Below are 13002 nucleotides of genomic sequence, written 5' to 3' on the forward strand. Positions count from 1 at the left end.
GCGCGGGCGCTGACGGGCTCTCACCGCGATCCCGGGACTTCCGGGAGCCGCCGCCGGACGCACGAGACCGGCTGGCGCCTTCACCAGGGTCGCGCGCCCAGTCGGGGCCGTCGTCGGGTTCGCGGGCCCAGTCGGCTTCGTCCGGGCGGTAGGGGGTGTCACCGGCCGCGGCCGACTCGGCCGTGTACCAGCCGTCGTCGACGTCGCCCAGCTCCTCGCGGGCCAGCCCCTGCCGGTCGGCCTGTGGATAAAACCGTTCCGCTGTGGACGGAGCGTCGGGGCGGTCGCCCCGGGCCCGCGGCGGGCGCTGCTCGCGGACGAGGTCGTCGCGCAGGCCGCGGGACAGGTCGGCGTTCCGTTCCCGGGCCAGACCCTGGTGGCGTTCGCGCACCATGTCGTCGTGCCGCTCCCGGTTGTGGCCCTCGCGCGGTTCGTCCTGATCCGGTTCAGACGGCACGGCTCACCGACCCCGTAGTGACATCGAAGCGCGCGCCCCGCAGGGCGGCCGGCACGTCCTCGGGGACGGCGCACGTGACCAGCAGCTGCGACGCGTCCGAGACCAGGGCGGCGAGGCGGTCGCGGCGGCCGCCGTCCAGCTCGGCGAAGACGTCGTCGAGCACCAGCACCGGCTCGATGCCGTCCGAGCGCAGCAGGTCATAGGCGGCCAGGCGCAACGCCAGCGCGAACGACCACGACTCGCCGTGGCTCGCGTATCCCTTGGCGGGCAGGTCGCCCAGCGCCAGGGTCATGTCGTCGCGGTGCGGGCCGACCAGGGTGGTGCCCCGCTCGATCTCGGCCGGGCGCCGTTCCTCCAGCGAGCCGAGCAGTGCCTGCTGCAATGCCTCGCGATCCGGTGTGAGGCCGTCACCGAGCCGGGAGGCGTACGCGATGGAAGCCGTTGACCTTCCGGCCGCGACCGCGTCGTAGGCCTTGGTCAGGTGCGGCCCGAGGGCGGCGGCCAGCTCGATCCGGCCGGCCAGCAGCTCGGCGCCGTGGTGGGCGAGATGCTGGTCCCAGACTGCGAGCGTGGAGAGATCCTGCCCCCGGTTCCCGCCGACCTTGCGGGTCAGATACGCCGTACGCAGGAGGGCGTTGCGCTGCTTGACGACCCGGTCGTAGTCGGACCGCACGCCGGCGTAGCGGGGCTGGCGGGCGACGAGCAGATCGTCGAGGTAGCGGCGCCGCTCGGAGGGGTCACCGCGCACCAGCTCGAGGTCTTCGGGAGCGAACAGCACCATACGCAGCGCGCCCAGCACCTCGCGCGGGCGGCGCACCGGCGAGCGGTTGAGCCGGGCCCGGTTCGCCCGTCCGGGAACGATCTCCAGCTCGACCAGCAGTTCGCGTCCCTCGTGGACGATCGCGCAGCGGATCACGGCCGAGGCCGCCCCCGCCCGCACGAGGGGAGCGTCGGTGGCCACCCGGTGACTGTCCAGAGTGGCCACATAGCCCAGAGCTTCGATCAGGTTGGTCTTGCCCATGCCGTTCTGGCCGACCAGCACAGACACGCCGGGATCGAAGTCGACCGCCACCCGCTCGTAGGAACGGAAGTCGGCCAGCTCGACCCGGCGTACGTACACGTGGGCCTCAGCGCTTGACGGCGTGGCCGCCGAACTGCTGACGCAGCGCTGCCACGGCCTTCATCGCGGGCGAGTCGTCCTGCCGGGACTCGAACCGCGTGAAGATCGAGGCGGCCAGGACGTGGGCCGGAACGGCCAGGCGGATGGCCTCGTCGACGGTCCAGCGGCCCTCGCCGGTGTCGTCGACATAACCCTTGAGGCCGGAGAGCGTCGGGTCCTCGTCGAGCGCCCGGTCGAGCAGGTCGAGCAGCCACGACTTGACGACCGAGCCCTCGCGCCAGCTCTTGATCACGGCGGGCACGTTGTGGACGAGCTCGGACGCGATGAGGATCTCGTAACCCTCGCCGTACGCCTGCATCATCCCGTACTCGATGCCGTTGTGGATCATCTTGGCGTAGTGGCCGGCGCCGTGCGTGCCGGCGTGCGCGAAGCCGAACTCGCCGGCCGGCTTGAGCGCGTCGAAGATCGGCTGGACCCGGGCCACGTCTTCGGCGTCACCGCCGACCATCAGGGCGTACCCGTTGTCCTTGCCCCAGATGCCGCCCGAGACGCCGCAGTCGAGGTATTTGATGCCCTTGGGCTTGAGCCGCTCGGCCCGCGGAGCGTCGTCGGTGAACTTGGAGTTTCCGCCGTCCACGATGATGTCGCCCGGCTCGAGCAGCCCGGCGAGTTCGGTGATGGCGTCTTCGGTGATCTTTCCGGCCGGGACCATGGTCCAGACGACCCGCGGAGCGGCCAGCTTCGAGACGAGTTCGGCCAGGTTGGCCACGTCGCTGTTCTCCGGGTGGTGGTCGTAACCGACCACCTCGTGTCCGGCTGCGCGGATCCGGTCGCGCATGTTCCCACCCATTCGGCCGAGACCGATGAGGCCGAGCTGCATGGTGTCCCCCTAGATGAGCGTTGCTTCGTGCCCGGTGAAGATTATTCAGGCCGTTGGACACCTAAGCGGTGACCTGCGGCAAATCGCCTGAATAACCTTCAGTATCAGCGGGTTACCCGGATCGGCATGATCAGATAGCGGTATCCCGGCACGATTTCGCCGTTTTCGGATGCGGGGGAGATCACAGCGGGCTTGAACGCGTCGACGAAGGACAGGATCGCGTTGGGCGAGCCCAGGTTCTGCAGGCCGTCGATGAGGTACTGCGGGTTGAAGCCGATCGTCAGCGCCTCACCGGTGAAGGTGGCCTCCATGGCCTCGCTGGCGCGCGCCTCCTCCGTCCCACCGGCCTCGACGACCAGACCGTCCTCACTGAAGCTCAGCAGCACCGGAGTGGTGCGTTCGGCCACCAGGGCCACACGGCGCACAACTTCGACGAGCGCGGCCACGCCGACCTGGGCCTGCGCGTTGCTGCTGGCCGGGAAGAGCGAGCGCACCGGCGGGTAGTTGGCGCCGTCGAGCAGGCGGCTGGTGGTGCGGCGGGTGCCGCCGGCAAAACCGATCATGCCCTCGCCGGCGTTGCCCTGGGCCAGCGCGAGGATCACCGAGCCGCCGAGCGGGCCGAGGGTCTTGGCGGTGTCGTTCAGCGTCTTGGCCGGGACGAGCGAGTTGAGGCTGATCTCGGGGTCGTCCGGGTTCCACTCCATCTCGCGCATGGCGAGGCGGTAGCGGTCGGTGGCGAGCATGGCCATCGTGGAGCCGTTCAGCTCGATGCGCACGCCGGTCATCATCGGCAGCGTCTCGTCGCGGCCGGCGGCGATGGCCACCTGGGCCACGGCGGCGGCGAAGGCGGCGGCGTCGACCGTGCCGGCGCTCGACGGCATCTCGGGCAGGCTCGGGTAGTCCTCGACGGGCATCGTCGGCAGGGTGAAGCGGGCGCTGCCGCAGACGAGCTCGAGGTGGCTGCCGACGGCGGCGATGTCGACCGGCTTGGCCGGAAGCGCCTTGGTGATCTCGGCGAGCAGACGGCCGGAGACCAGAGCGGCGCCGTCGGCGTCGGCCTGCACGTCGACGGTGACCTGGCTGGACACCTCGTAGTCGAAGCCGGAGACCTGGAGGCGGCTGTCGGTGACGCGCAGCATGACGCCGGCGAGCACCGGCACCGACGGCCGGCTGGGCAGGCTCTTCGCCGTCCACGCCACGGCGTCGGCGAGTGCGTCTCGCTCCACCCGGAACTTCATGCTGTCCTCCGCGTCGCTTCCTCGTATCGGGGGCGTCGTCGACCCCCACGAACCTTATTCGCCGAGCCGATCAGGGCCTAATCAGTGTCGACCACCATGGTGACGCCTGGTGACCCGCCCCGGTGGGTCCGGGGTGTGCCAGCCCTGCGTGTCCTGCTTCTCCAGCTTCTGGTCCTGCGTTTCGAGCTTTCCCGTACGTCGGCCGGGCCGAGCCCCATCAACGCAACGAACCATCGTGCCTTGTCGCAACCCCGCGGTCCTCGGTGCCGGTGCCGTCCTGCCACCACGTTCCCTGGAGCCACGTTTCCAGCGCCGACCAGCCTGCCCTAAGTCAGGTCGTCTCGGCGAGGTCGTCAGCGTGTCGATCTGTGCGCGTCCTGATGTGGTCTTCGGCCGTCGTCTTCGGCTGTGGTCCTCCGCTGTGGTGTTCGGCTGTTGTCTTCCGCTGTCGCTGGGCATCGGTCGTCCGGCGACCCCTCTCCTGGCTTCGGTGCGCTCTTCAAGACCTGAAGCACCGAGGAGCCGTCAGGCCGACGATCCACAAGTTCCACAACGCCGTTGATTTCTTTTTCTTCTCTTATAGAGATAACTAGTCGTCTTCATCGGGCCTGTGCACACTGTGGAGAACTCAAGTTAGTGCAGGTCAAGAGGTTATCCACCGGTGATTCACATGTGGGAAACCCGGGTATAAACCCGGGTCTGCGTCCACAGCCGGCGGGCCGATCGCGGTTGTCCACCGTTGTCCACCGGCTATCCACCGCTTATCCACCGGGTTTGTGCCCAGGTCTGTGGACAGCGTCGAGACGCTTCCGACCCGTCGTCCCCAGTTTCTTCAACAGGAAATCCACACGCTTCCACAGGCGGTGGAAACTCGGATGACTCTCCGTGTCTGTCCACATCGATTTCCCCAGGAGTTGTCCACATCTGTGGGGAGCGGCGAGGCCGGTTGTCCACCGCTGGGGATAAAAGCTGTGAATGCCTGTGGATTGGTGTGGACAACGTTGGCACGAAACCGTCGCGTCCCAACGTTGACAAACCAGGCCTGGGAACGGGCCGGTGCGAGGCCCGTCGGCGGTGATCGACGAGACCGGTCCGGGGATATAGACCGCCCACACCTGTGGAGAACTCACGCTTGTGCGCACAACCTGTGCACATAGCCTGTGGACAAATGCTGCTGAATGCGGAGAATTACCTCGATCGGGCGACGAACAAAGCTGTGGATAACTTGGTCGTCCTTCGGGGACGACACCCTCTGGGCCCACGTCGGCACGACGAGTCGGGCCCTCACTGCCCACAACCGAGCCGGGCCCGAACGGCGTCCCAGGCACCCTGTGTGGAAGTCACCGCTGCCCTGTGGACAACTCGGCCTCTCCGCAAGTCTTCGCACGTCAGAGCACGCTCTGGCGCGTTCGTCGACCTGCGGCCTCCTACACACGGCCGGCGCGACGCGAGAAATCCACAGCCCAAGACTGCAGCTCGGCTGTGTCCGGCGGCGCGGCTGCGTCAGGCGGCTCAGCTGGGTCAGGGCGCTCAGGTGGGGTCAGCGCGGGGCCCGACATGCCGGCCCGACACGCGATGCGATTCCCGTCCGCGAGATGCCGCCGCACCCCGAGGGCTGCGCCGAGGACGTCGTCGACGGACGCGTGATGCGATCCCGGCCGAGAGGGCGCCGCACAGCTCCGCGCGCGATGCGATCCCGTCCGCGAGGCGCCGCACCGCCCCGCGCGAGAGGCGGTGACGGTGCGTGTGCGTGTGTTCAGCTGCGCACTCGCGTACTGGAAAAGGGGTCAGGTGTTTTGTTTGATGCGGTTGGTCAGCTCGGCGATCTGGTTGTAGAGGGAACGCCGCTCGGCCATGTGCTGCCGGATCTTGCGGTCGGCGTGCATGACCGTGGTGTGGTCGCGGCCGCCGAAGGCCTGTCCGATCCGAGGGAGGGAGAGTTCCGTCAGTTCACGGCACAGATACATCGCCACCTGGCGGGCGTTCACCAGGACCCGTGAGCGGGAGTGACCGCGCAGGTCCTCCAGCGAGACGCCGAAGTAGTCCGCTGTGGACACCATGATCTGGTCGGCGGTGATCTCGGGGCCGGCGCCGTCGGGCATGAAGTCGCGCAGCACCTCCTCGGCCAGCGAGAGCTGCACCGGGGAGCGGGTGAGGCTGGCGAACGCGGTCACCCGGATCAGGGCGCCTTCGAGCTCGCGGATCGAGTTGGAGACGCGCGACGCGATGAACTCGAGCACGTCGGCCGGGGCGTACATCCGTTCCTGCGCGGCCTTCTTCTGGAGGATCGCGATACGCGTCTCGAGGTCGGGCGGCTGGATGTCGGCCAGCAGGCCCCACTCGAAGCGGGTGCGCATGCGGTCTTCCAATGTGGCCAGCTGGCGGGGCGACCGGTCCGAGCTGATGACGATCTGCTTGTTCGCGTTGTGCAGCGTATTGAAGGTGTGGAAGAACTCCTCCTGCGTACGCTCGCGGTTCTCCAGGAACTGGATGTCGTCGATCAGCAGGATGTCGACGTCGCGGTAGCGCCGCTGGAAGGCCTGCGTCTTGTCGTCGCGCAGACTGTTGATGAAGTCGTTGGTGAATTCCTCGGTGGAGACGTAGCGGACGCTGCGCGCGTGGCCGAGGGTCGTGGCGTAGTGGCCGATCGCGTGCAGCAGGTGGGTCTTGCCCAGACCGGAGCTGCCATAGATGAACAGCGGGTTGTACGCCTTGGCGGGCGACTCGGCGACGGCGACGGCGGCCGCGTGGGCGAAGCGGTTGGACGAGCCGATGACGAACGTCTCGAACATGTACTTCGGGTTGAGGCGGTTGCCGTCGTTGGTGCCGCGCGGGTTGCTCGACGGGCGGATGTCGTGCGGCGAGCGGCCGGGGCCGTTGTCGCCGCCGCGCATCTGCAGAGTGTCGTCGCGCGGGTCGCTGCCGGCGCCGAAGTCGTCGGGGCGGCGCTGGTTGTCGCGCAAGTGGGACGGATCGGACGTCATGCGGTGCGGGGGCACGTCGTTGGATTCAGTCTTCTCAGTGACATGCGCCACTGGACTGCCGCCACGGCCGAGTGGGGCGGGCGGCGCCGGCATCGGGTCGCCGAAGAGCGCCTCCTGGCCGCCACGGGCCGCGGGGACGTTGCGGGGGTAGGCGGGACGCTGCGCGGAGCCGGCCTGGAACGAGTCGTAGGCAGGTGGCTCGGGCTGTCGTGGGGCCTCGGCGTAGTGACGGGGCTGCGACTCCTCGGCCTGTTCCTGCGGCGGCTCGACCGGGGTGCCGTACACCGTGCCGGGCAGTCCCGTGCCGTCCTCCGGGGGCTTGACGGTGACCGCGACCTGTATCGGACGGTTCAGCCGGCGGCTCAGGGCCTCGGTGATCGCGGGACGCAGGCGCGACTCGATGACGTCGCGGGTGAAGGCGTCGGGGACGGCCAGCAGCGCGGTGTCCTCGACGATGGCACGCAGCTGGGTCAGCTGCAGATAAGCGCGCTGCTGCCGCGACGAGATCTCGTCGGCCAGTTCGTCCAGCGTCGCTTTCCACACACCGCTCAGGTCGACCTGATCGGCCACCGCCGCGCCACCCCCATCGCCACCGACCCCCGGTGGACCTTTGTCCGGCTAACCGCCTTGCCCCGTCGCTGCCCCTTCCGGGCACTCGACGGCCCCCAACCCAGCACCACATTTAACGTGCTGAAGACGCTCGGCGCCACCGGCTGTCCACAGGTTATCCACAACCTGTGCACCGCCCGGCGGACGCTCCCCGGCCGGATGGTCGGTCGACGTTCTGCGAGCCTGGTTCGGCGCAGTCCTCCCAGGCTCGTCGTCCGCTCGGTCGTGGCGAGGTTCCCGCGACATTCCCGCGAGGTCCGTGCGAGGTTCCCCGACGTTGCTTGCGAGGTTCCCGCGAAGTTGCCCGCGAAGTGCTCCCGAGGCGAACGATTTACCTGCTTGTCTGGTTTTGGCCGATTCGTCGTGGTATGCGCACAGTGCTGTTGACCAGCAAACGGGCACGCTAACAGCGACATCGTCGAACCATCAACTCTGCCATCGGCCGACAAGCGCCCGACCGCAGGAAAAGATTCACTACCTGTGTAGAAAGACGAGTCGGTGAGTTCTGGATCTCGGTACCGGCGTGCCGGGTCAGGATATGGTTGACCGGCGAAGTCGCCCTGCGTAGGGTCGAGCGGTTGCTCCGCCGCGCTCTGGTAAAGTGGCGTCTTGCAGCTTTGATGCCCCCTGAATGTTGTACGAAGACGGAGTTTTGACGTGAGCAAGCGCACCTACCAGCCGAACAACCGCCGGCGTGCCAAGACCCACGGCTTCCGGCTGCGCATGCGCACCCGCGCCGGCCGTGCCATTCTGGCGTCCCGCCGTTCCAAGGGCCGCGACAAGCTGTCGGCCTGAGCCGACTGCTGTCGGGCCGGAATGCCCAGGTAGTCGTGCTCCCCGCGGCACAGCGAGTGCGGCGTAGTGCCGACTTCGCCGCTGCGATTCGCGGTGGTCGCCGAGTCGGCCGGGGCACGGTTGTCGTTCATCTGCTTCTCGAGGAGCCGGCGCAAGCCTCCACGGCGCGCGCCGGCTTCGTCGTATCCAAGGCCGTCGGCAACGCCGTGATCCGCAACCAGGTCCGCCGCCGTCTGCGGCACCTGGTCCGGCCGGTGCTCAGCGACCTTCCCGACGGATCGACACTGGTGGTCAGGGCCCTCCCGGCCTCGGCCGCGGCCTCATCCGCGACGCTCGGCACCGACCTGACCTCCGCGGTCGCGTCGGCCCGCAAGCCCCGGCGGCCGCGATGAGCCTGCTTGCCCGCGTGCTGACCGCGCTGGTGGTCGCGTACCGTCGTTACGTGAGCCCGGTGCTGCCGGCCCGCTGTCGGTTCTATCCCTCGTGCAGCGCGTACGCCCAAGAGGCGTTGTCGCGTCACGGCGCTGTGAAGGGGACAGGTCTGACGGTCTGGCGGCTCCTGCGCTGCCACCCCTTCCACCCTGGCGGGTACGACCCGGTACCTGACCCGATCCGTCACCGTCCTGCCGATGTGACTGGAGCCTGAATTGAGTCTCGACTGGATCTACTACGCCATTTCGTGGATCCTCCTGCGCTGGCACGCCCTCTGGGACTTCATCGGTGTGCCCGACGGCCGGTTCATCGGCTCGAACTGGTCCTGGATCCTGGCGATCGTCTTCCTCGTGGTGACGGTCCGGGTCATCCTGTTCCCCGTCTTCGTCAAGCAGATCAAGAGCCAGCGGGCCATGCAGGCGCTGCAGCCCAAGGTCAAGGAGCTGCAGGAGAAGCACAAGGGTGACCGGGAGACGCTCCAGAAAGAAATGATGGAGCTGTACCGGACCGAGAAGGCCAACCCGCTCATGGGCTGCCTTCCGATGTTCCTGCAGATCCCCGTCTTCCTGGGCCTGTTCCACACGCTCCGCCGCCTCAACCCCGACAACCAGGGCAAGACCCTGTACGGGTGGACGGTCGAGCAGTTCGAGAGCGCCACCCACGCGTCGCTGTTCACCGCGCCGCTCGCCGGCAAGTTCGGCTCCACCGCCGAAGAGCTCAACGCGCTGCAGGCCAACGGCACCACGGTCAAGATCATCGCGGGCATCCTGGTGCTGATCATGATGGCGACCACGTACCTGACCAGCCGCCAGATGATCCTCAAGACCGGTTGGGCCGAAGACCCACAGCAGAAGATGATCCAGCGCCTGATGCTCTACGGCATCCCGGCCTCGCTGCTCATCTCCGGCGCCCTCTTCCCCATCGGTGTGATCATCTACTGGGTCACGAACAACCTGTTCACGCTGGCCCAGCAGCAGTGGGTGCTCCGCAAGTTCCCGCCGCCGCCGATGGCCAACAAGGGCGGCTCGTCCTCGCCGGCCCGCCCGTCCGGCCCGCCGGCCAAGAAGCCCGCCGCCGGTGGCAAGGCCCCGCAGAGCCCCGTGCAGCCCGGCCGCAGCGGTGGCCTGTTCGGCCGCAACAAGCCGGCGCCCGAGCCCGAGACGCCGGTGGTCGAAACCAAGGCCCTCGCTCCGAAGCCCGGTGCCAAACCGGTGAATCCGAAGCGCGGCGGCCGACCGGCGAGCAAACCCAAGGGATGATCGCGGCTCGGGCGTTGTCGCTTCGCCGGCGCCCGAGCGCTCCCCTTGCCGATACCTCCCCGCGGCCCGGCACACCGCTCCCGGCGCCGCGGGAAACAGCGGACCCGCAGGTCCGGCCCGATTAGTACGGAGATGAGACCGTGACCGACACCAGCACGCCCGAATCGTCGGTCTCCGCGTCGTCGTCCGAGGCCGAGGCCTCGACCGCGACAACCGAGGAGACCAAGACGTCGGAAAACGTCGCTTCCGACGGAGACCTGTTCCGCCAAAGCGAGATCGCCGCCGACTACGTCGAGGGTCTGCTGGACATTCTCGACTACGACGGTGACATCGACGAGCTCGTGTCGGCGGGCCGTCCGATGGTCGAGGTCGTCGGCGGTCGGCTGCAGCCGCTCGTCGGCCAGCGGGGCGCCACGCTGGAAGCGCTGCAGGAGCTGACCCGCCTGGCGATCTTCCGGGCCACCGGTTCGCCGTCGCGGTTGCTGCTCGACATCGGTGGCTACCGGGCGTCGCGCCGCAAGGAGCTGGCCGCGGTCGCCCGCAACGCGGTCGAGAAGGTCAAGGAGCACGGCGACCCGGTCCGCCTCGAGCCGATGTCGGCGTTCGAGCGCAAGTGCGTCCACGACGTGGTCAACGCGATCCCGGGCGTGCAGAGCGAGTCGGAGGGCGTCGAGCCCAGCCGCCGCATCGTGGTGCGCGTGGCGGACTGACATGAGCAACCCCCGCTTCGGCGCGGGAGACACCGGCCCGGGTGAGGAATCGCCCGGGCCGCAGTCTTTCCCGGGCAAAAAGACCCGTCGTCCCGTACGCCGTCCGATCGCGTTTCCGGGCAAGTCGCGTTCCGCCGAGAGGCCGCGGTCCCGGGATTCCGCCGCTTCGTCCCCGAGCCCCGCGTCCCCCGCCGAGGCAGTTCCCGGCGGCGCCGACGCGATTTCTGATGGCGCCGGTGTGTCCCCGGACGCCACCGACATGCCTCCGAGCACCTCTGACGCGGCTGCGGACACCACCGGCGTGTCCCCGACCATCACCCACGTGCCCCCGGACACCGCCAGCGTGTCCCCGAGCGTCACCGACGTGGTCTCGGACACCGTCGACGCCTCCCCGGTCATCACCAACGCGGCCCCGGATACCGCCGATGTGGCCTGGGGTAATGCCGCCGCCGCCCCGGACACCACTGGCGCGGCCCCGAGTGGCACGGTTCCGGCGGTCTCCTGGTCGACCGCTCCCTCATCGCCGGAGACGCAACAGCCGCCGGTGACGCCAGTCTTTGTCGAGCCGGCGGCGGGCGCGCGGTCTGCACCTTCGGACCTGGGCTCTGCCCGAACGCCGGAGGGGCCGCGTCTCTCAGGAGGCGGGAGCGGTTTCTCGGGAGCCGGGAGCGCTTCCTTGGGAGCCGGGAGCGCTTCCTTGGGAGCCGGGAGCGCCGAGGCGGAACCGCCGGCGGAGATCGCGGCGGTCGCGGCCGAGGTTTTCGGCGACCGGTACGGGCTGGCGCTCGACTACGCACGCCTACTCGTCACCGACGGCGTAGTGCGTGGGCTGATCGGACCGAGGGAGGCTCCCCGCATCTGGGAGCGCCACCTGGTGAATTGTGCCGTCGTGTCCCAGATCATCCCTATCGGCGCTTCGGTGGTTGACGTGGGGTCTGGTGCCGGTTTGCCCGGTATCGTGCTGGCAGTGGCTCGTCCGGATCTACGCATCACGCTGGTCGAACCGCTGGCACGACGCACCGCGTTCCTGTCGGAGGCGGTGACCGCACTCGGCCTCGATACGACCGTCACGGTCGTCCGGGGCCGCGCCGAGGACGTCGTCGACGGACCCCCCGCCGGCGCCGATGTCGTCACGGCGCGGGCGGTCGCCCCGCTCGACCGGCTGGCCGGTTGGTGCCTTCCGTTGGCCCGGGTCGGCGGAAGGTTGCTGGCGCTCAAGGGCGCCACGGCCGCCGAGGAAGCGGCGGAGCACCGCGATGCGGTTGCCGCTCTGGGCGGCTCGGATCCGGTTCTCCGGCTGTGCGGGGAGGGGTTGATCGACCCACCCACCACGGTGCTCGAGGTCGTCGTGCAGTCGAGGCCGAAGCCGCCCAGCCGGGTGGCGGCCCCGAAACGTGACACCGGGCGATCCGGGGGTCGCGCTTCCGGGCGAGGGAGTTCGCGGAGGGGATAGATGTCCAGGCGGGGCGCGCGCAAGCGGAGTGCAAAGGCAAGACGTCCCGACCAGGGCTCCCCGCCCGGACTCGGTCCCCCACCTCCGGGCGACGCCGAATCCCGCACAGGCTCGCAGGCTCCAGCCGCCGACGGCAATTCAAAGGCGGTTTCTCGTACGGGCTCCGGCCGCGTCCCACCGAGTGGTGCCGGCGGCGTCCCACCGAGTGGTGCCGGCCGCTCCCCCGCCGCGACCGGTGGTCCCGCCGTGCACAGGAACCCGCCCGCTGTCGAGCGCTCAACACCTGCTGCCGCAAACGGTGGCCCCGCCTCACGCACTGGCCTGGAGCGCTCTGCGTCCACTGGCGCTAACGGTGGCCCCGCCTCACGCACCGGCGCCGAGCGATCTGCACCTGGTGCGGTGCCTCCTGCTGGTGCGACCCGTCGTTCCGTCCCGCCCCCGGCAGCCGGGTCTCCACCACCCGGTAGCCCTGCCACACGCGGCGGCATGACGCGGTCTGCGCCCGGCGTGCCGACTCCTACTAACGCGATCCGTGGCACCGCCCTGCCCCCAGAGGCTGGTCCTCGGCGCCCTGGTGGTCCTACCTCGCGTGCCGGTGTCGCGTCGCGTGGGGGCGCCTCGAACTCAGGTCGCCCGTTTGCTGACGACGCTCGTGACTCCAACGACCGGACTCGCGGCAACGGCCAGCGTGGAGGCACCCGCGATGGCGATGGCGCGTCCAGGGCGAGGCGTGGGGGTGCCGGGAGCCAGTCGTCTCCATCAGAGAGCGCCGCAGCTCGCGCTGCGAGAGAGCAAGCATCTCCCGGAGGTGCGGGCCCGAGTCAGGGCGATCGGCGCGAGCGCGTCGAGTTCCGGGTCGGCGAGGCTCCACGCGAAGGAGCTCGCGGTGCCCTGTCGCGGTTGTCGCGGGCCTTCCGCCGTACGGGGAAATCGGTCGTGGTCGACGCAGTGGAGGCGCCGCACGCAGCCGGACCATCGGCCGACGCCGCGGCAGTTTGGGTGAGATCGGGCGACGAAGCGGTCGCGGAAAGTGTGGACGCGGAGGCGGTTTTCGAGGCCGTTCCA

General features: G+C 69.2%; 10 protein-coding genes. 6 read left to right on the forward strand and 4 right to left on the reverse strand.

Annotated features, from left to right (window positions below; genetic code table 11):
• Window positions 1–446: 446 nt before the first annotated feature.
• The 4 genes from recF to dnaA form a co-directional block, all read right to left on the reverse strand.
• Window positions 447–1577, reverse strand: coding sequence for a DNA replication/repair protein RecF (gene recF / locus JIG36_RS15045; protein ID WP_203376908.1), 1131 nt, complete (start codon window positions 1575–1577; stop codon window positions 447–449).
• A gap of 7 nt (window positions 1578–1584) precedes the next feature.
• Window positions 1585–2457, reverse strand: a complete 873-nt coding sequence (gene gnd / locus JIG36_RS15050; protein WP_203376909.1) for a phosphogluconate dehydrogenase (NAD(+)-dependent, decarboxylating) — start codon at window positions 2455–2457, stop codon at window positions 1585–1587.
• A 104-nt stretch (window positions 2458–2561) separates the two neighbouring features.
• Complete coding sequence (gene dnaN / locus JIG36_RS15055; RefSeq protein WP_203376910.1) at window positions 2562–3695, reverse strand: DNA polymerase III subunit beta; 1134 nt, start codon at window positions 3693–3695, stop codon at window positions 2562–2564.
• A gap of 1787 nt (window positions 3696–5482) precedes the next feature.
• Window positions 5483–7249 (reverse strand): chromosomal replication initiator protein DnaA, encoded by a 1767-nt coding sequence (gene dnaA, locus JIG36_RS15060; RefSeq protein WP_203376911.1) that lies wholly within the window; start codon window positions 7247–7249, stop codon window positions 5483–5485.
• Window positions 7250–7945: 696 nt separating this feature from the next.
• Here dnaA and rpmH point away from each other — a divergent pair.
• From rpmH to rsmG, 6 genes are all read left to right on the forward strand, one after another.
• The gene (rpmH, locus tag JIG36_RS15065; protein ID WP_133873797.1) at window positions 7946–8083 is read left to right on the forward strand and encodes a 50S ribosomal protein L34; all 138 of its coding nucleotides are present in this window, start codon (window positions 7946–7948) and stop codon (window positions 8081–8083) included.
• A 35-nt stretch (window positions 8084–8118) separates the two neighbouring features.
• Window positions 8119–8475, forward strand: a complete 357-nt coding sequence (gene rnpA / locus JIG36_RS15070) for a ribonuclease P protein component (RefSeq protein WP_203376912.1) — start codon at window positions 8119–8121, stop codon at window positions 8473–8475.
• Window positions 8472–8729 (forward strand): membrane protein insertion efficiency factor YidD, encoded by a 258-nt coding sequence (gene yidD / locus JIG36_RS15075; protein WP_203376913.1) that lies wholly within the window; start codon window positions 8472–8474, stop codon window positions 8727–8729. The genes rnpA and yidD overlap by 4 nt, the downstream gene beginning before the upstream one ends.
• A 1-nt stretch (window position 8730) precedes the next feature.
• Window positions 8731–9774: a membrane protein insertase YidC gene (gene yidC / locus JIG36_RS15080; protein ID WP_203376914.1), complete on the forward strand. Its 1044-nt coding sequence runs from the start codon at window positions 8731–8733 to the stop codon at window positions 9772–9774.
• Between the two features lie 140 nt (window positions 9775–9914).
• On the forward strand, window positions 9915–10484 hold the full coding sequence (locus JIG36_RS15085) for a Jag family protein (RefSeq protein WP_203376915.1): 570 nt from the start codon (window positions 9915–9917) through the stop codon (window positions 10482–10484).
• Between the two features lie 676 nt (window positions 10485–11160).
• Window positions 11161–11937, forward strand: coding sequence for a 16S rRNA (guanine(527)-N(7))-methyltransferase RsmG (rsmG, locus tag JIG36_RS51885; RefSeq protein WP_438870732.1), 777 nt, complete (start codon window positions 11161–11163; stop codon window positions 11935–11937).
• Window positions 11938–13002: the final 1065 nt, after the last annotated feature.

Source organism: Paractinoplanes ovalisporus (genome assembly GCF_016834655.1).
Classification (GTDB): Bacteria; Actinomycetota; Actinomycetes; order Mycobacteriales; family Micromonosporaceae; genus Actinoplanes; species Actinoplanes ovalisporus.